Genomic DNA, 19523 nt, shown 5'->3' with positions numbered 1-19523 from the left:
AACCCCTATCCTTGTGCGCGAATGGACTCGATTTGCCCATCGTCGACGCGCTCCTTGATCAACACCCGGTTGATGGCGTCCAAGAACGCCTTCGCGGAAGCCGAGAGCACGTCGCCGTGAACGCCGCGTCCCGTCACGACCCTGTTGTGATAAGCCACTTTGACGTACACTTCGGCCAGCGAATCTTCGCCGCCTGTCGTCGATTGCAAACGATAGTCAATCAATTCCATCGGCGTGCCAATGACGCGCTCGACGGTATTGAAAATCGCCTCGACCGATCCGCCGCCTGTCGCAGCTTCGCGAATCACATCGCCATTGGGATGGCGAATGCCGATGGCGGCCGTCGTTTCGTTCATGCCGTACGAGACGTGTAGAAACTCCAGCTCGTATTTGACATCCTCGATGGACGATTCCGCCATGAGTGCCAGGATGTCGTCATCCGTCACTTCTTTCTTCGTCTCGGTCAACGCTTTGAACGCATCGAACAGGCGGTTGAACTGCGCGTCTGTGAGGACGAGGTTCAGATCGTCGCACTTTTCCTTGAACGCGTGCCTGCCAGAGTGCTTGCCAAGAACCATTCGGTTCGATTTCAGCCCGACCATCTCCGGACGGATGATTTCGTACGTCAACGCGTGCTTGAGAACACCATCCTGGTGAATCCCCGACTCGTGCGCGAACGCGTTGTTGCCGACCACCGCCTTGTTGGCTGGTACGGCCATGCCCGTCAACTTCGCGACCAACTTGCTCGTGAACGAAGTCTCTTCGAGTTGAACCCGCGTCTCGCAACCATAGGTGTCCTTGCGAATGGCCAGCGCGACGAGCACTTCCTCCAAGGCCGTGTTACCTGCCCGTTCGCCAATCCCGTTGATGGTTCCCTCAATTTGGTCCACACCCGCTTGAATCGCCGCCAGCGTGTTGGCGACCGCCATCCCCAAATCGTCATGGCAATGGGCGGACAATTTGACGCGATCGATATTGGGCACATGATCGCGTACATACTGGAACAATCTCGCGTACTCGCTAGGCGTCGTGTATCCGACCGTATCCGGAAGATTGATGATGGTGGCGCCAGCGTCGATCACCTGCTTGATGATCCGAACCAAGAAGTCCCAGTCGCTTCGGGTGGCATCCTCGGCGGACCACTGGACGACCGGAAACCGCGTCCGCGCGTATTTCACGCATTCCACGGCCGTTTCCACGACTTGATCCGGCGTCTTTCGCAATTTGTACTCCATATGGATGGGAGAAGTGGCGATAAACACGTGCAGTCTTGGATATGCGCCGTCTCGGAGAGCTTCCCACGCTTTGTCGATATCCGACTGGATGGATCGTGCCAAACCGGTGACCGAGGAATGTTTCACGCGCTTTGCGATTTCCTGAACGGCTTTGAAGTCGCCGGGCGAGGAAGCCGGAAACCCGGCTTCCATGATGTCGACGCCAAATCGCTCAAGCTGTAACGCAATTTCCACCTTTTCACTGAGATGCAGGTTGACGCCCGCAGACTGTTCCCCGTCGCGGAGAGTGGTGTCAAATACGTCCAGTTTTCGCACTGCGTCCTGCCCCCTCAAATGGATCAAACAGACTTTTTCGATTTGATGAACGGCATCATTGCGCGCAGTTCCCGGCCGACAACCTCAATCGGATGTTCGAGCTCGCTGCGGTTGATTGCGTTGAACATCGGGCGGTTTGCCTGGTTCTCGAGAATCCAGCTCTTCGCGAACGCGCCGCTCTGGATGTCGGCAAGAATCTTCTTCATTTCCGCCTTCGTCGCTTCCGTGACGACGCGGGGACCGGATGTGAAGTCTCCCCATTGCGCGGTGTCCGAGATGGAATAGCGCATATACTCGAGACCGCCTTCATAAATGAGATCCACAATCAACTTCATTTCATGCAGGCATTCGAAGTACGCGATTTCGGGTTGGTATCCAGCCTCAATCAACGTTTCGAAACCGGCCTTGATCAGCGCGGACAAACCGCCGCAAAGAACAGCCTGCTCACCAAACAGATCTGTCTCCGTCTCTTCGCGGAACGTCGTTGTCAAGATACCCGCACGGCCAGCGCCAATGCCGCGGGCGTACGCGAGAGCGAGTTGATGGGCCTGGCCGCTCGCGTCTTGGTGGATTGCGATCAGCGCTGGAACGCCGCCGCCAGCTTCATAGACTCGACGGACCAAATGACCGGGCCCTTTCGGAGCCACCATAAACACGTCGACGTTCGAAGGAGGCTGGATTTGCGTAAAGTGGATGTTGAAGCCATGGGCGAACACCAACGCCTTGCCTGCTGTGAGATAAGGAAGAATCTCCGCTTCGTAGACCGCCACTTGGCGTTCGTCGGGAAGCAAAATCATGACGACGTCCGCTTCCTCCACTGCTTCACCAACTGGCAGGACACGAAAGCCATCCGCCTCGGCTTTCTTCCAGGATCCACCCTGGCGAAGTCCCACAATCACGTCGAAACCGCTGTCGCGAAGGTTTTGTGCATGCGCATGTCCTTGCGAGCCATACCCGATGATGGCTATGCGTTTATCGGAAAGAGATTGGATAGAGATGTCTGCATCATAGTAAACCTTCGTCATTCGTACACACTCCTCGAAAATGTCGACTGTCTATTTATCGCAACCCACTGTGATGGGACATCCAACGGCGATTCAACAACATTTGAACGGCCATCGAGTGGTATTGACGAGCAACCCTTGTACTCCACCGCGATCAGATGGGGAGCACTTGCCCTTCTGACACACGTCGAGCGTCCGATCCCAGCACGCTGTCCCGCGGCAGGGCCGTCAGGCCCGTGCGCGCCAGTTCGCGGATCCCGTACGGCCGCAAGAGGGCAATCAACGCCTCGACCTTGTTAGTGTCGCCGGTGACTTGTATCGTCACCGTGTCTCTTGCGACATCGATGATGTTGGCCCGAAACGGTTCAATCAGGGCGTGAATGATGGACCTCTGTTGCACGGGACTGTTGACTTGAATCAACACCAATTCCCGCGCAACCATCGGTTCCTCCGTCAGGTCAGTCACTTTCAACACGTCAATTTGCTTGTGCAACTGCTTCATGACTTGCTCCAACGCCGCTTCGTCCATCTCGCTCATGACCAAAGTCATTCTCGAAACGTCCGGACTTTCTGTGATGCCGACGGTCAAGCTCTGAATATTGAAACCTTTTCGCATAAACAGCGCCGTGATGCGATGGAGTACCCCTGGCTTGTTATGGACGAGCACGGAGAGAACTGGGCTCATGGTTTCACCCCCACCATCTGGTGAATGCCTGTACCAGGCGCCACCATCGGATACACGTTTTCGCGCGGTTCGACGATGCATTCCAGCAGTCCCGGTCCAGGCGCCGCAAGGAACGCTTCCAGTTGCCCGCTCAATTCGGCATCCGACACAATCTTCATCGCCGGAATCCCGTAGGCCCTCGCCAAGAGCAGAAAGTCCGGTTGCCATTCCAACAAGGATGACGAGTAGCGTTCGCCATGGAACAATTCTTGCCACTGGCGAACCATGCCCAGCGCACCGTTGTTGACGATCACGATCTTGACGGGCAGTTGCATCTCGCCGATCACCGCGAGTTCCTGCAAAGTCATTTGAAACCCAGCGTCGCCCACAATCGCGACGGTCAGTGCGTCCGGTTTGCCGAAGTGAGCGCCGATCGCGGCAGGCAAGCCGAATCCCATGGTACCGAGTCCCCCCGACGTCACCCATTTGTCCGGGGCCCGGAATGGATAGAACTGCGCCGCCCACATTTGATGTTGGCCCACGTCCGTGACCACAACCGCCTCGCCGTCCGTGATGCGGGCAATTTCGGCGATCAGCCGCTGCGGTTTAATCAGTTCGCCTTCCTGGACGAACCAGAACGGAAACTCCGCTTTGACCGCCAGCAGTTCCTCGACCCATCCACTGCAATCTGGCTTGTCGACAGCGACGGACAGCATCATATTCAAAGCCTCGCCGACATCGCCCACCACCGGAATATCGGTCGGGATGTTCTTGCCAATCTCTGCTGGATCGATATCCACGTGGACGATGGTCGCGTTTGGCGCGAAGTGATCCAACTTTCCAGTCAGGCGATCGTCGAAGCGGGCACCCAGATTGATTAAGAAATCTGTCTCGTAGAGCGCCTTGTTCGCCGCGGCGCTGCCGTGCATGCCACCCATGCCGAGAAACAGTTCGTGATTGGCCGGGAAGCCGCCAAGACCAAGCAGCGTGTGCACGACCGGAATGCGATAGCGTTCCGCGAAGGCCAGCAACTGTTCGCTCGCTTGCGCGTGCAGGACGCCCGCGCCAGCCAAAATGACCGGACGCTTCGCTTCCGCCAGCCCCGACATCACCTTGCGAATCTGCAGGTGGTGTGGAGCGACCGTCGGCTGATAGCCGGGCAACTGCGGCGGATCTTCGTACGTAAACGGAGCGACCTCTCCCGCCACGTCTTTCGGAATATCGATGAGAACGGGCCCCTTGCGCCCCGAATTCGCGATATGGAACGCTTCCTTGAATACTTTCGGAATCTCCGACGCGTGGCGAATCTGATAATTGTGTTTGGTAATCGGCGTGCTGATGCCGATGATCGACGTCTCCTGAAAGGCGTCCGTCCCAATGACCGACTTCGCAACCTGGCCCGTGATGGCCACGATTGGAATCGAATCCAACATGGCGTCCGCCAGTCCGGTGACGAGATTGGTCGCGCCGGGACCCGATGTGGCAATCACCACACCTGGACGTCCGGTGACACGGGCGTACCCTTCCGCTGCGTGAATGGCTCCCTGTTCGTGTCGAGTGAGTACGTGCCGAATTCCGCACTGGTACAGTGCGTCGTACAACGGCAATACCGCGCCACCAGGATAACCAAAGATGACGTCGACTTGTTCGCGCCGCAGAACTTCGACGACCATGTCGGCACCCTTTAATAATTTCGGTTCTGTCACTGCTTCACTCGGAATGTTGTTGCTCATGTCTTGCGTTGGTTCCGACAAGCCTGGCATCGCATTTCCTCCTCTCGAAATGTAGGGACATCTGACGCATTGAGATGTCTGGAATCAAATCTTTAGAACAGCGCCCGTATTGGCGGAGGTGACGAGGTGGGCGTAGCGCGCGAGATACCCGGTTAACTTCTGCTTCTCCGGCGGCTGGTACGCCTTTCGGCGCGCTTCGAGCGTCGCGTCGTCCACCGCCAGGTGGATCGTGCGTGCGGCGAGATCGATCTCGATGGTGTCTCCATCCTCCACCAGCGCGATCGGCCCGCCGACGCCAGCTTCCGGCGAAATGTGGCCGACGCAAATCCCGCGGGTCGCACCCGAGAAACGGCCATCCGTGATCAGGGCGACGTCACGGCCGAGGCCGCGCCCGATGATCGACGAGGTCGGCGCCAACATTTCCGGCATACCCGGGCCGCCCTTTGGACCCTCGTAGCGAATCACGACAACGTGGCCCGCTTGAACCGTTCCGTCGTTGATCCCTGCCTGCGCTTCATCCTGTGAGTTGAAGACAATCGCTTTGCCGACGAACCGCTTGATGTCTGGATCAACCGCGCCAACTTTCAACACGGCGCCATCAGGAGCCAAATTTCCATAGAAAATGGAGAGTCCGCCTTCTTTGCTGTACGGATTCTCCGCCCGGCGGATCACCTTGTCGTCCAAAATTTCCGCGTCCTTGACGCTCTCGTACAGCGTTTTGCCGGATATCGTCAGCCGATCCCGATGAACTGCGTCAGTATGTTCGCACAATTCACGAATAATAGCAGACACGCCGCCTGCCCGATGCACATCCTGCATGCTGTATTCCGAAGCGGGGCTGATTTTGGACAAGTACGGCACACGTTTCGCGATCTCGTTGATATCCGCCAAATCGTACTCGATCCCGGCTTCGTGTGCGATGGCCATCAGGTGCAGCACCGTGTTGGTCGATCCGCCCATCGCCATGTCGAGCGCGAACGCGTCATCGATGGCTTCCCGCGTGATGATGTCGCGAGGTTTAATGTCTTCTTGAATCATGCGAACGAGCTGCCGAGCCGCTTCGTAGATCAATTCGTGGCGTTCAGACGAGGTGGCGACGAGCGTGCCGTTGCCGGGGAGGGCGATGCCGAGCATCTCCATGATGCAGTTCATCGAATTCGCGGTGAACATACCCGAACAGGAGCCGCACGTCGGACACGCATTTTGTTCGAGATCGAGAAGTTCTTCGTCCGTGATCCGACCGCTGTGATACTGGCCCACGCCTTCGAACACGGACGTCAAGGACAAAGTTTTGCCCGCCTTGGATTTGCCGGCTTCCATAGGACCGCCAGAGACAAACACCGACGGCACGTTCGTCCGCACAGCCGCCATCAACATGCCAGGGGTGATTTTGTCGCAATTGGGGATGAAGAACACGCCGTCAAACCAGTGGGCGTTGATCATCGTTTCCGCAGAGTCCGCTATCAATTCGCGGCTCGCCAGAGAATAGCGCATTCCGATATGCCCCATGGCAATCCCGTCGTCGACACCGATGGTGTTGAATTCAAACGGGATACCACCCGCTTCGCGGATTGCGTCTTTCACGACCTCCGCGAATTGTTTCAAATGAACGTGGCCGGGGATGATGTCCACATAGGAATTGCAGACGCCGATAAATGGTTTCGGCAGATCGGTTGGACGTATGCCCGTGGCATACAACAAGCTGCGGTGTGGAGCCCGATCCACACCCTTTTTGATCATATCGCTGCGCATGCTTGCCTCTCCCTACGTATCTATATCTGTAGATTTTGCTGAAAACATCGAGCAATCTGCGAGAGCTGCCAGGTAAGAGCTCTTCGCGCCCAAACCAATCATTCGGCTCACGAAGTAATCTTTTCGGAATAGATTTTCGTGCCGTCAACGCGCGTGATTTTCTGGAATTCCTGGTGCAACTGATGCGTGACGGCGCCTGGACGGCCATCGCCAATCACGCGTCGATCCACTTCAATCACCGGCACGATCTCGGCGGCGGTTCCTGTCAAGAACACCTCGTCAGCCACGTACACGTCGTGTGCCGTAAACGGTTCTTCCTTGACGGTGTAGCCAAGCGATTTCGCGATCTCGATGACGGCCGCGCGCGTAATTCCTTCGAGCGCGCCAAGGTACGCCGCAGGTGTCGTCAAAACACCGTCGCGGACGATGAAGATGTTCTCCCCGGAGCCTTCCACGACATAGCCCTCATGGTTCAGCACAATCGCCTCGTTCGCTCCGGCAGTCTGTGCCTCCATCTTGATTAATATATTGTTCAAATAGTTCAACGATTTAATTTTCGGGTTCAGCGAGTCGGATCGATTCCGCCGTGACGCCGCCGTGACAGCCTTAATACCTTGTTCGTACAACTCCGCAGGGAACAGCGCCAATTGTTCCGCGATAATAAACACGCTCGCGCCGCGGCAATTGGTTGGGCTCAGCCCGAGATCGCCAGAGCCTCTGGTGACGACCAGACGGATGTAAGCGCTCGTCAGTTCGTTCCGGCGAACCGTTTCACAGACCAAGTCGGACATTTCCTGCTGCGTATAAGGGATGTCAAGCAGAATCGACTTGGCGGAATCGTAGAGCCTGCGTATATGTTCGGACAACTTGAAAACGTTGCCGTCATAGACACGAATCCCTTCGAAGATTCCGTCTCCGTAGAGAAGTCCGTGATCATACACGGAAAGTTTGGCATTGTCGCGATCGATAAACTGTCCATCTAGGAAAATCTGCGGTGCCAAGTCAAACGCCCCTCTCCCGCCGCATCGAGCAGCGAGTTTCTTTCTCGGATTTGAATATTCAAACAATATTCCCTTGCCACGGCCAGGCCAATTCGGAGAAATTTCGGATAAATAATCGAATTCTGGCGTCGTAACAGGAATCTAACGGCTTGCACGTCATTTTAGTACGGGTATATGACCCTGTCAATCAGCGCATGCCCGGCAGATTTTCTGTAAGCGATTACACGTTAGTTTGGAAAGCGCTTACGAACAGCTTCACTACCCCAATTTGTCGGTTTGAAGCAAAAATTTTCTGAATTGACGTCCAGTGAAGACTCTCGTCGGACTGCCATCGCAATGTGAGAGATCATGACATCAATACATGTACAGGCCTCGACAGCGCTGTCCCATTGGACGACCTGCACTGTCGAGGCAAAAGTCACTCCGCGATCGATTCAACGGGCATCACCATGTTCACTTCATGCACTTCGGGCAGATCGGCAAGTTTTTCGGCCAACAGCCTGGCTCGGCTGCTCGAAATCTCGTGCGTGACGACGACAATCTCGGCGCGTCCGGATTCGACCCGCTTTTGAAGGACCGTTTCCATGCTGGCGCCGGATTCGCCGTACAATTGCGCGATGTGGGCAAACACGCCGGGTTGATCCAACGCGGTTAAGCGGAAATAGTATTTGTAGCAATCGTCTTCCCGTTCGACGACAGGCTTGCGAACTGATTCGGAGATATTGGGTGAACTGGTCACATAGCCCAGCCTCAAGTTTCGAACCAATGCAATAATATCGCCGACCACCGCGCTTGCGGTCGGCATTCTGCCGGCTCCGCGGCCGAAAAACATCAGATCGCCCGCCGCGTCGCCGCGAACGTACAGCGCATTGTACGCGTCCGACACGTGCGCCAAAGGATGGCTGCGGGGAATCAGCGTCGGTCGAACCGACAAGGTGAGTTCGCCGCCGTGATCGCGGCCGACAGCCAACAGCTTGATGACGTAGCCAGCCTCTTCCGCGTAGCGAACATCCGTAGCGGTAACTTTGCGAATCCCTTCCACCTGCACGTCTTGTAGATGCACTTCTGTTTCGAACGCGATCGACGACAGAATGACAAGTTTGCGGGCAGCGTCGAGTCCATCGATGTCGCTCGACGGATCGGCTTCGGCATAACCCAAGTCCTGCGCCATCTGCAGGGCTGCTTCGAAGTCGATCCGCTTCGAGGTCATTTCGGAAAGGATAAAGTTGGTTGTTCCGTTGATGATGCCCTTCAGATCCGTCACTTCGTTGGCCGTCAGGTTCTCCTTCAACGGGCCGACAAGCGGTATCGCCCCACCGACGGCGGCTTCATAGAGCACACTGACCTCGTGTTCCACAGCGGTGCGAAGGATTTCGGGACCATGCAGGGCAATCAAGTCCTTGTTCGCCGTGACGACGTGCTTGCCGCTCATCAACGCCTTCAATATGTACGTCTTCGCCGGTTCGATCCCGCCAATCGTCTCCACGACGATTTGAATGTCGTCATCGTCCAGAATGTCTGCCGGTACCGTGGTCAACCGTTCGTCCACAAACTCGACGCCGCGATCCTTGTCCGTATCGCGCACCAAGATGGATTTGATGATTGGGCGAAAACCGGTCATCGCCTCGACCTTGTCCGCTCGTTTGCGAACCAGCGACACGACACCCGCGCCAACCGTTCCGCAGCCAAGAAGACCTATTGACAATTTCATCAGTCCGTATCCTCCCTCTCGATGAGGCTCGCTTCTTTATACCTGCCCCGAACAAACGCTGTCAAGCACTTGAGTAGACATTTTACAGAATTATCTGTTCAGCGGACATGAAGGAGGGGGCGACGGGGTGACCCCCGGGGCCGACCGAGGTGACCCCCGGGGCGACCGAGGTGACCCCCGGGCGAATAAGCGGTCGCCGGACGCTTAAATGTGTCGAATTATCCGATTCGCGCCGAATAAGCGGCGGTGAGCCGCTTATTCGACTGCAATTACTCCATTTCGGGGGCTGCGGAGCCAAATAAGCGTCCTGGAGACGCTTATTTGGCTTCGATCCGGCCATTTCGCCGAAATAGGCGGCTCAGGGCCGCCTATTTGCCCGCTCACCCGCTCACCCGCTCACCCGCTCGCCTCACCCTGCCGCCGCGAGGCCTTAGCTACAAAACGCTCAAGTGGGCAGATATTTCTTCAAGGCGTGGCAAAGCGTCGAATGCGCCGCGCTTGGTGGTGGTCAAGGCCCCTGCGATGGCGGCGAAGCGGGTCGCTTCCAGCGTCGTCGCATCGTCCAGCAGACATGCTCGAACCGTCGTCTGCGCGTGGGTCACATAGTATAGAAACGCGCCGAAAAAGGCGTCGCCGGCAGCGGTCGTGTCGATGGCCTGAACTTCGATGCTCGGCACGCGCTCCAGCCCGTGTGCGCTTTTGAAGGCGGCTCCGCGCGGGCCGCGTGTGACGATGAGCCGGGCCGTCGGATTCACCTCTTGGAACGCGTCGATCCCGTTCTCCATCTCCGGCTCGCCGGTCAGGAACGCCAACTCTTCTTCCGACACTTTCACGACATCGGCCAAGGCCGCGCCGTTCGTCATCTGCCGCTTCGCTTCGTCGAGATCGCGCCACAGCGGTTCGCGAAGATTCGGATCGAACGAGACCACGCACCCTGCTGCTTTCGCCCGTTCGATGGCAGCGTAGGTGGCGGTTCGCGCTGGTTCGGCGGTCAGCGACAGAGAGCCGAAATGGAAAACCTTCGCCTGGTCGAACCAGATCTGGTGAAGGTCGTCCTCGCGAATTTGCGTGTCTGCGCCAGGGTTTCGCTCGAATGAGAACGATCGCTCACCTTGCTGGTCCAACGTCACGAACGCCAAGGTCGTTCGGTGCGGGTCGCGAAGGATCGACTCCGTTGAAATTTTGGCGTCGGCGATGCAGGATTCCAAAAAGTCTCCGAACGGATCCTGTCCCACTTTCGCGATCAGCTGCCCGGTCCCGCCAAGGCGGCAGATCGCCGCGAGCACGTTGGCGGGCGCCCCGCCCGCGGACCCGCGCAACGAAGAAGTAGTCCCTTCGGGCGAAGGGACTACGCTAAAATCGATCAGCAATTCACCTAAAGCCAAAACGTCCACGTTCATCCTCCTCGGTCGGCGCCGGGGCGCGACACGGTGGTTGGTCATCATGTTAGCCCTTCACCGCGCCTTGGGTCAACCCGGATACGATCCACCGACGGAAGATGACAACAAGCAGCACAATCGGGACAATGGAGACAACCGAGCCGGCGAAGATCGTCCCGTAGGGAACCGTGTATTGGCCACTGAACAGTGCAATGCCGACCGGGATCGTACGCATCGTATTCGACGGGTTAAACACCAGGGCCATGAAGAATTCGGTCCAATCCGCGACGAACGTGAACACGGCGGCAGTGAACAACCCAGGTTTGGTCAACGGCAGGAAGACGCGCCAGTAGGCGCCGAACACCGAGGCCCCGTCGATTTTCGCAGCCTCGAACAGGGCGCCGGGAACCTGAAGAAAGTAATTTCGCAGAATCCAGATGGCAAACGGCAGGTTGAACGCCGTATACGGAATGATGAGCGCCTGATACGAATCCAGCCAGCCAACGTCGCGCATCAACATATAGAGTGGCGTGATGACCACAATTGGCGGAAACACAGAGATGATCAACAGGAAAATCAGCATGGGGCGCTTGCCCTTGATGGGCAGACGCGCGATCGCAAATCCCGCCATGGATGAAAAAACCAGCACCAGAAACGTCGACGTACAGGCGACCACGACGCTGTTGATAATGAAGCGTCCAAAGTGAAACTGTCCGAACGCCTCCACGTAGTGCGATACCGTCCAGTGATGCGGAAAGTACGCAGGCGGATAGGCGCTGATATCCGTGTTCGGCTCAAACGACGTCACGAACATCCAGTAAAAAGGCAGAATGATCATCAAGAGAAACAGGATGAGCACCACGTACCCCAGCACACGTTGCCACAATGGTTTGATCATTGCGCTTCCTCCCCGACCATGCCGCGAAACGCGGACAAGAAAATCAAGCAGGCGCCCAGGATCAGGATGACGGTGCTGACCGCGACCGCGGCACCCAGACCGAAATGCAGGTTGGTAAACAGCGTCTCTTCGCCGAGCATGGCGATGGACGTCGTCGCGGTACCGGGACCGCCTTGTGTCAGGACAAACGGCAGATCGAAAATACCGAACGCTTGGAGAATGCGGAACAGCCCGGCCAGTGCGATGCTTCCCCGCAACTGTGGAAAGGTCACGCTCCAAAACGACTGCCAGCTATTCGCCCCATCGATACGGGCAGCTTCGTAATAGTCCTTAGGAATCATTTGCAGCCCACTGACGAGAATGATCACGACGAAGGGCGTGGTCTTCCAAATATCCGCAATCATCAGCGAGATCACTGCAGTCGTCGGCTGGCCCAGCCAGTTCACCGGCGCGTGAATCAGGTGAAGCTGCTGCAGAATTGCGTTCAACACGCCGTAAACGCCGTTGTAGATATAGCTCCACATCTGCGCCGAAATGACAGTGATCAGCGCCCAGGGGATGAGCATGATGACGATCGACACACTCTTCAGTCGTTCGACATTCTGGATCGCCAAGGCAATCAACAAGCCAAGAAACAACTCCACCGCGACGGTGATAATCGAGTAGTACACGGTAAACCAAACGCTGTGCCAGAACAGCGGCGCAGAGTAGACCTGTTTGTAATTTTGCAGTCCGTTGAACTGAAAACGGAAGCCATTCTGAGTGATTTGGATGTTATTGAAACTCATGATGACGGAATAGACGATTGGAAAAATCGTCACTGCGAGAATGACAATACCTGCGGGCGTCAACAGCGACAGACCGGCGCGTTTGTCCGTTCGCTGTAAATGACTGGCGCCGCGAGATCGCACGAGAACATTTGGTGACTCAGGAGCACCCGTACCCATCTATCGCCGCCTCCTTAAACGATAGCAAGACGTACGCCGGAACCGACAAACCACGTCATAGCGATTGCCGATCCCGACGACGCCTCGCCTGTTTCATGTGTCAATACGAGGATTCATTTCGTCGACTGACGATTACAGTCCGCCCGACGATTGTGCGTTGTCGATTTGTTGGTTCGCCAGCGACAACGCCTTGCTGACGCTGATGCTTCCGGCCAACGCCTCGTTGACATTGTCGTAAATCGCCTTCGAAACACTTGGATACTCAGGCGTCTGAGATGGACGCGATACAAATTTCACCTTCGGCAAAAGCGCGAATACAGGGCTATATTTTGCCAGCGACTTGCTGTCCGCGACGGTTTTGTTCGTCGGCATCTCGGAATTTTCGGCCAAGATGCTCTGGGCTTGCGTGCCTGTCATCCAATCGAGGAATTGGAGTGCGGCAGGCAAATCCTTCGTATGCGGATTGACGTACAAATCCCAACCGCCGACCGTACTGTAGCCGCTGCTGCCGTGCCCAGCGAACGTTGGCAACGCTGTGACGCCGACTTTGCCCACAACTTTCGACGTGGACGGCGTCTGCGAATCGCTCCAAGCATAGGACCAGTTCCTCAGGAATACGGCGTTGCCCTGCGTGAATACGTTTTCAGACTGGCTCTCCTGAAATGTGTCAACGGTCTTTGGCGTGACGCCGGATGTGATGAGGCTTCGCATGAAGCTCAGGGCCTTATTGGCTGCGGGCGACGTCAAATCGGCTTTGCCGTTCTTCAACACTTGACCGCCAGCATCGGCGAGATATTCGTCGAAGTCGCAGGTCAGTCCTTCGTAATCTGCCCCTTGCCAGACAAATCCATAACGGGCGCCGCCTGCCTTTTGAATTTGTGCCGCTTCAGACTTCACTTGCTCCCAGGTCTTCGGTACAGGCAGATGGTATTTCGCGAGCAAATCCTTTCGATAATACAGAAAGGCTGTATCTGCAAAGAGCGGGGCGGCGTAGACCTTGCCGTTATAGGTGGCGCCGCTCACAAGCCCATTGGAGAAACGATTCCAAAACGACTTCGGCAGATAATCGCTCAGAGGCGCCGCAAGCTGGGAATTCGCGAACTGCGCCGGCCAAATGACGTCCCCCATATACACGTCAGGCGTGGACGAACCACCGCTGATGGCTGTCGTCAAGGTAGCCCGGTTGGTGTCCGTGTCAGACGGCTGCACCTGCAATTTGACTTTGATTTTGGGATATTTCTTTTCAAACGCTTTCACGAGCTCGTTCGCGAGATTGCCCGTCGTGAACGATTCGGCCCAAACGATGGTGCCAGACGCGTTCTTGTAGTTGACGACATGACTGGAGCCCGTTGAATTGACTTTTACAGATGCTGTGCCGCTAGAAGCGTTTCCCTGCCCAGTCGACTGAGTTGTATTGGCTGAACACCCAACAACCAGCGCGACTGCAGATGTCCCCATGACGATCAAACTGATGGCCTTTTTACGATGTTTCATTGGTTATCCTCCTCTTCATCCTCACATAATCGTTCGAACAGATTCTCGTTCGACGATCCGATGCGGAAGAAAGTAGTCGCCAACTTCCGCTGAAGTCGTGTTGTCAGCAATCGCTTCAACCAGCCAACGAACAGCTTCGGCGCCAATGTCGGCGAACGGTTGAGCGACTGTCGTCAAACGAGGGGTTACCATACGTGCAATCGGTAAGTCGTCGAAACCAACGACCGACATGTCCTCTGGGACGCGCAAACCGTGATCGTTGAGACAGCGGATGGCGCCCAATGCCATTTCATCGGCAGCAGCGCAGACAGCCGTCAAGGTAATGTCCGGCTGTTTGTCGAGCAGGCGCTGCATTGCGGCATATCCATCGTCGAATCGGTACTGCCCGTATTCGACGAGGCGAGGATCAAACGGAATACCAAAGTGCTGCAGTCCCTGTTCGTATCCGCGTAATCGAAGCTGACCGGTCGAGTCGTCACTTTGCTTGCCAGCAATCATTCCAATCTGTCGGTGCCCCCTAGAGACCAAATAGGCAACGAGCTCGAACGTCGCGCGGACGTCGTCCACCCGGAACGCAGGTAAAGGCGTCTTCGATGTTCGCTGCGTCAACGTGAGCGCAACGGGAATGTCGAGCCGCTGAAGAATCGGATCGTAATCCTCGGTGACCAGTTTGCTCGTGAAAATGATACCGGCAACCTGATACCCGCCAAGAAACGAAAATCCTTCAAGAGCCCGTTCCCGCGAATGCTCCGAATCGTATAACAAAACTTTGAGACCGTGGCGTTGACTCTCTTGGTCGATGCCTTTGTACAGCTCGTTGAAGAACAGGTCGGTAATACCCGGTACGATCAAACCTATTGTCTCACTGCGCCGGACAGATAATCCGCGGGCGATCGCGTTGGGGTGATATTCCATCATCTCCATGACACTGCGAACGCGATCCAACGTTTCCGAATCGACCAAATCCGGACGATTGAGCACGCGCGACACCGTCGCAGCCGAGACACCCGCAGCGTTGGCGACGTCGCGAATGGTTACTCGCAAGCTTTCACACCCCCTTCATGTAACAGTTTCATAAAACGATTTCATAAACTGATCAAGTCCATATTATTCTAAACTAAATGGAAATGTCAACGCTTACATTTCGGATAAAATGACAAGATTAGCGGGGCGGGATTCGGTGGATTGGAGAAGGCTGTCGGACGGCATCGGGAGCGCTGTCCAGGCGGGGCGGAGCGATGGCCGTAATCGTCACGCAGTCTCCAGGCTGGACGCTCTGATCGGGCGGAAGTGTGACGTAAAGAGGCCCCTCGCTCTCCCATGGCCTGCAAGGTGTCACGGACGCCCGCTGTCGACCTTCGTACCACATGATGTCCTGAACGATACTATCGAACGAAATGCCCAGGTCTGGGCGATGGGACAACCATGTGCGATCCGCATGAATCGCGTAACAACGTCCAGCGCCGTCGCGAATGCGACCGGAATAGCCCATCAGTTGGGCCGCCCGCCACGATCCCGGCGACTCCAACAATTCACGCGGAGAGCCGGTCTGCAGGATGCGCCCCTCGTCGATCAACGACATGGTATCGGCGAGGCGCTGGGCTTCGGTCAATTGGTGGGTGACAAAGATCGTCGTCATGCCAAACTGGCGATGCACCGCGTGGACCAGTTCCTGAAGCGTCTGCCTGGACATCCAGTCGAGCGCGGAGAACGGCTCGTCCAACAACAGCACGCGCGGGCGCGAGACGAGTGCCCGAGCCAATGCCACGCGCTGCGCCAGGCCTCCCGAGAGCTGCTGCGGACGACTGGACAAATAGCCGCGCAAATCGAGCGCCTCCAGCACGCTGTCGATCCACTTCTCGTCGCTGTCCGGAGCCGCTCCATAGAGCACGTTCTGCATAACCGACATGTGTGGAAACAGCTTCGTCGCTTGCGTCAGATAGGCAATTCCGCGCTGCCACGCGGGTCGAACGATGTTCGGTGCGGCTTCGGTGTCGACCAGGACGTCATCGTCCATTGCGAGAAACATGCGGCGATACCCCGTCTCAAACCCTGCGATGGCCGAGAGCACGCTGGACTTGCCTGTCGCGGATGCGCCAAACAGGCCGTGGATGGCGTATTTTGCAACGGTGAGATCGACAGACACCGTGAAATGCCGACGGGGCAATTCAAGACTGAATCGCAGCATGGCGCATTCTCCTCCAGAAAGCTGTGGCCAACGGCAGCGGCAGCGCCGTGACGATGAGCAACAAGGCCAACGGTAGCGCGACGGGTAATCCTTGTTCCTCCAAGGCCACCCAGATGCTGACGGGCAGCGTGTGTGGATTGTAAGCGACGACCATCACGGCGCCGTACGCGCCAATGGCTCTCGCGAAGGCCATCGTGAGACCCATCAGCAAACCCGGCAAAGACAATGGCAGTGTGATGCGAAGAAACGTTTTCCCGGGTGATACCCCAAGTGAATAGGAAGTTCGCTCATAGGCCGGATCAACACCGCGAAACGCTTCCTGCGCCGCGAACACATAGTACGGAACTGCCTCGTAGACCTGAGCGATCACGACCGCCAGCCGCGTGTTCATCGCCGACATGTGAAAATGGTACAACATCGCTCCAATCGGCCCGTAGGGGCCGTAGGCGTAGATGAGCAACAGACCAATCACCAACGGCGGCATCAGGAGAGGAATCAACATGAGATATTCCGTCACGCGCCACACGACGCGTCGATCCCGAGCCAACAGCCAGCCCAGCGGTGTCCCGAAGACAATGACCATCGCCATCGCGATACTGGTCGTCTCCAAGGAAAGAACAAATGGCTCGCGGCCGTCGCTGCCCCACACCTGCCAGAGCGTTCCCCAGGAGACGTGGAGCAGCAGGGCGACGACCGGCACCAGCAGAAAACAGGCGCTGCACAGAGCCGCGAGAATCACACACAAAGTGGTAAATCGATGCATGGATCAGGATTGGCCTTTCAATTCGGCGCGAATGGCTTGGGGAATCGCGGACGTCTGCCCCCAGATGGTAAACGGTGTCAACGTGTAGCCCATCTTTCGGAAGATCGCAAGTCCTTGCTTGGACAAGGTGAATTTCGCGAACGCCAAACCTGCGTCTTGATTCGGTGTGCCTTTGACCATAGACAGGTAGATCTCGATCGGCGCCCCTGTCACACGCGTACCGTCAGACAGTGTGAGATGCTGTGTCGCGTACAGTTTCGCGTCGGCCGATGCACCCATATTGATGGTATTTGGCAATTTGATATAAGGCAAATGTTTCTGCACAGCTTCCGGTAAGTACGCGCTCGTCGCATCCAACTGACCGGCCTGCAGACGGGTGAGAATGTCTGTTTCCGAGAAAATTTGAGAAGAATTTTCGACGGAACCGAGAATCTTGTTGGCTGTCCCCGAGGGCAGGTGCAGTTCTTTTTCCGCCAGGTGCATCATCATTACGAAATACTGTCCTTGCGGATCTGCGTTTGGATCGGTTCGGCCCAAGTGGAAATCGGGATTCTCCATCAACTTGAACAGCGAGGTCAGCGGTTCCTTTCCGCTTGCGATTTGCTCCAACTGCTTCGCGTACGGGGATTTCTTCGAGTAGGCGATGACGAGCGGAGAACTTGCGAACCCGATGCCCCAGTTGATTTTGTCACGGCCGACCATTTGCAGCGGGGTCGTGCCGATGCTCTCGAAGACGTTGGGCGTAATCTGATTCGATTTGATCAAGTTGGCGACCGCGTTCGCACCTTCGCCGTATCCTTGATAGGAAAATCCGGTCGCTTTTTCGAAGGCCGGCGCAATATACGAATCGTTGGTCAATTGCAGTGAACCCGCATAGGCGACGTTGGCGATCCCGCTTGCGTCCGCAGCACCGGCTGTGCCCGGAACCCCGCTATTGGCGTGGCGCGCGTAGGCGACGGCAGTCAGTGATAGTCCAGCAACCAACGCGCAAGAAGCTGCGATGGCCTGCTTCACGACACGAGCGCGTTTCTTGTTGTTTGTCATGTATGTATTTCCTCCTCATTCAAGTGAACTTCATGAGCCGACTCAATGGAACGCGTGAACGTCGACCATCTCACCTGTGTGAGCGACGTCGTACGAGCCGAATCGGGCCAAATCCCAACGAAACACATCGGACGCCAACGACTCCAACAACTGTTGAACGCCAGGTTCGGACATGTGCCGGTGTGGAATCCAGAGATCGCATCGTTCATCTCGAATCGGAATGAAGTCGAGATGCATCGCCTGCGCGACACCAGCGACGGCGATCCCGACGTCGGCCGCCCCGGCGTCGACAGCCATGGCTACTTCGAGATGACCACCGACCGTCCATTCATACTGCGATACCTGTTGAGGTCTGACACCCGCCCTGCTCAACTCGTCGTCGAGCAACGCGCGCGCTCCGGCACCAATCGGACGATTGACAATCCGCAACTTGCCGCTTTGCAAATGCGACGCGTCCCGAAACCCGAGCGGATTGCCGCGCCGAACAACCCACCCCAGTTGCCAAGCCGCGAGGTGAACTTTGGTGCACGACGTCAGGAGTTCGGCAGGCATCGAAACATGCTGGCTCCCTTCGCCTGGTCCATGCAGCGCGGCGACATGTGTCGTGCCACGCTCCAACATTCGCTTCGCCGTGCCATTGTTGGCATTGCGCCAAAACACCTGACTTTCGCCCCTGGATGAGGACGCGTGGCTGGCGAGCAGCGACAAGGCCGGATCGCAGCCAGCGATGATGGTCCAAGGTGCCGCATCCCGTTGGCCAAAACCAATCATCTCGGGCTTCGTGCCATCGCCTTCGCTGCCAACCACATGGACGTGCGGGGCGATGGGGATGGCTTGACCTGGCGAAAGTTCCGCGGGATGGACGACCGTACGCCCGTCGATCTGCGCCACGACGACGCGATCTCCCACTTCCAGCCGATTGCCCTCGATCACGACATCCGCCCGCGCCACATCCGGCGACTCCTGAAAGATTTCCTCGACGGATGCGCCGAGAACTTTCGCCAACCGCAACGCGATGACGGTGCTCGGTACCGCGCTGCCAGATTCAATCGCTCGAATCGTTTGCCGAGACACGCCAATCCTTTCCGCCAGTTCCGATTGCGGCATCTGAGCCCGTTGCCGGAGCATACGAACGCGATTATTCAGCACTCGATCACCCCCATACGGTGAAAGTACAGAATGCTTACCATTCTGTCAATCAAACTTGTCATTTCGTACAAGACAATATATAGGTGCCACAAAAGCATTACGCGCCTTGCCTCACCATCACCCTCAACTCGATCTGCGGGCGGCAAGTCGACAACATGGGGAAAACCGTATTGAATGAACCACTCACACCCGCGAAAAAATCACACGGTACATTCGTGGTTGCGATGCGTGTGGAGATCAGTCAAG

General features: G+C 56.6%; 16 protein-coding genes. All 16 read right to left on the bottom strand.

The genetic code is table 11. The features are described from left to right. Positions 1-5: 5 nt before the first annotated feature. Positions 6-1550: a 2-isopropylmalate synthase gene (locus tag AAC01S_RS02350; RefSeq protein ID WP_067618171.1), complete on the bottom strand. Its 1545-nt coding sequence runs from the start codon at positions 1548-1550 to the stop codon at positions 6-8. 23 nt (positions 1551-1573) lie between these two features. Next, a complete protein-coding gene (ilvC, locus tag AAC01S_RS02345) occupies positions 1574-2575 on the bottom strand; it encodes a ketol-acid reductoisomerase (protein WP_067618168.1) in 1002 nt (333 codons plus the stop codon). A gap of 133 nt (positions 2576-2708) precedes the next feature. Then, complete coding sequence (ilvN, locus tag AAC01S_RS02340) at positions 2709-3239, bottom strand: acetolactate synthase small subunit (RefSeq protein ID WP_067618166.1); 531 nt, start codon at positions 3237-3239, stop codon at positions 2709-2711. Then, positions 3236-4951: a biosynthetic-type acetolactate synthase large subunit gene (ilvB, locus tag AAC01S_RS02335; RefSeq protein ID WP_067618252.1), complete on the bottom strand. Its 1716-nt coding sequence runs from the start codon at positions 4949-4951 to the stop codon at positions 3236-3238. The genes ilvN and ilvB overlap by 4 nt, the downstream gene beginning before the upstream one ends. A gap of 84 nt (positions 4952-5035) precedes the next feature. Beyond that, positions 5036-6703, bottom strand: a complete 1668-nt coding sequence (gene ilvD, locus AAC01S_RS02330) for a dihydroxy-acid dehydratase (RefSeq protein ID WP_067618163.1) — start codon at positions 6701-6703, stop codon at positions 5036-5038. A gap of 107 nt (positions 6704-6810) precedes the next feature. Next, positions 6811-7704 (bottom strand): branched-chain-amino-acid transaminase, encoded by an 894-nt coding sequence (ilvE, locus tag AAC01S_RS02325; protein ID WP_067618160.1) that lies wholly within the window; start codon positions 7702-7704, stop codon positions 6811-6813. 418 nt (positions 7705-8122) lie between these two features. After that, positions 8123-9415 carry a homoserine dehydrogenase gene (locus AAC01S_RS02320; RefSeq protein ID WP_067618157.1) on the bottom strand — a complete coding sequence of 431 codons (1293 nt, stop codon included), beginning with the start codon at positions 9413-9415 and terminating at the stop codon, positions 8123-8125. 434 nt (positions 9416-9849) lie between these two features. After that, entirely contained in the window at positions 9850-10815 is a 966-nt protein-coding gene (locus AAC01S_RS02315; RefSeq protein WP_067618154.1) for a carbohydrate kinase family protein, read from the bottom strand. A 46-nt stretch (positions 10816-10861) separates the two neighbouring features. After that, entirely contained in the window at positions 10862-11692 is an 831-nt protein-coding gene (locus AAC01S_RS02310; protein ID WP_067618152.1) for a carbohydrate ABC transporter permease, read from the bottom strand. After that, a complete protein-coding gene (locus AAC01S_RS02305) occupies positions 11689-12639 on the bottom strand; it encodes a carbohydrate ABC transporter permease (RefSeq protein ID WP_067618150.1) in 951 nt (316 codons plus the stop codon). Before AAC01S_RS02305 ends, AAC01S_RS02310 begins: the two co-directional genes overlap by 4 nt. Before the next feature lie 132 nt (positions 12640-12771). Further along, the gene (locus AAC01S_RS02300; protein ID WP_067618147.1) at positions 12772-14133 is read right to left on the bottom strand and encodes an ABC transporter substrate-binding protein; all 1362 of its coding nucleotides are present in this window, start codon (positions 14131-14133) and stop codon (positions 12772-12774) included. Between the two features lie 21 nt (positions 14134-14154). After that, positions 14155-15177 (bottom strand): LacI family DNA-binding transcriptional regulator, encoded by a 1023-nt coding sequence (locus AAC01S_RS02295; protein ID WP_067618143.1) that lies wholly within the window; start codon positions 15175-15177, stop codon positions 14155-14157. A gap of 118 nt (positions 15178-15295) precedes the next feature. Next, a complete protein-coding gene (locus AAC01S_RS02290) occupies positions 15296-16321 on the bottom strand; it encodes an ATP-binding cassette domain-containing protein (protein WP_067618140.1) in 1026 nt (341 codons plus the stop codon). Next, positions 16302-17084, bottom strand: a complete 783-nt coding sequence (locus AAC01S_RS02285; protein ID WP_067618128.1) for an ABC transporter permease — start codon at positions 17082-17084, stop codon at positions 16302-16304. Before AAC01S_RS02285 ends, AAC01S_RS02290 begins: the two co-directional genes overlap by 20 nt. 3 nt (positions 17085-17087) lie before the next feature. Next, on the bottom strand, positions 17088-18128 hold the full coding sequence (locus AAC01S_RS02280; protein WP_067618125.1) for an extracellular solute-binding protein: 1041 nt from the start codon (positions 18126-18128) through the stop codon (positions 17088-17090). 42 nt (positions 18129-18170) lie between these two features. Next, positions 18171-19277 carry an XRE family transcriptional regulator gene (locus tag AAC01S_RS02275; protein WP_067618115.1) on the bottom strand — a complete coding sequence of 369 codons (1107 nt, stop codon included), beginning with the start codon at positions 19275-19277 and terminating at the stop codon, positions 18171-18173. Positions 19278-19523 lie beyond the last annotated feature (246 nt).

It is taken from the genome of Alicyclobacillus acidiphilus NBRC 100859 (assembly GCF_001544355.1).
Taxonomy (GTDB): Bacteria; Bacillota; Bacilli; order Alicyclobacillales; family Alicyclobacillaceae; genus Alicyclobacillus; species Alicyclobacillus acidiphilus.
The sequence above is the reverse complement of the archived record's forward strand: the minus strand, read 5'-3'. Positions and strand labels throughout refer to the sequence as shown.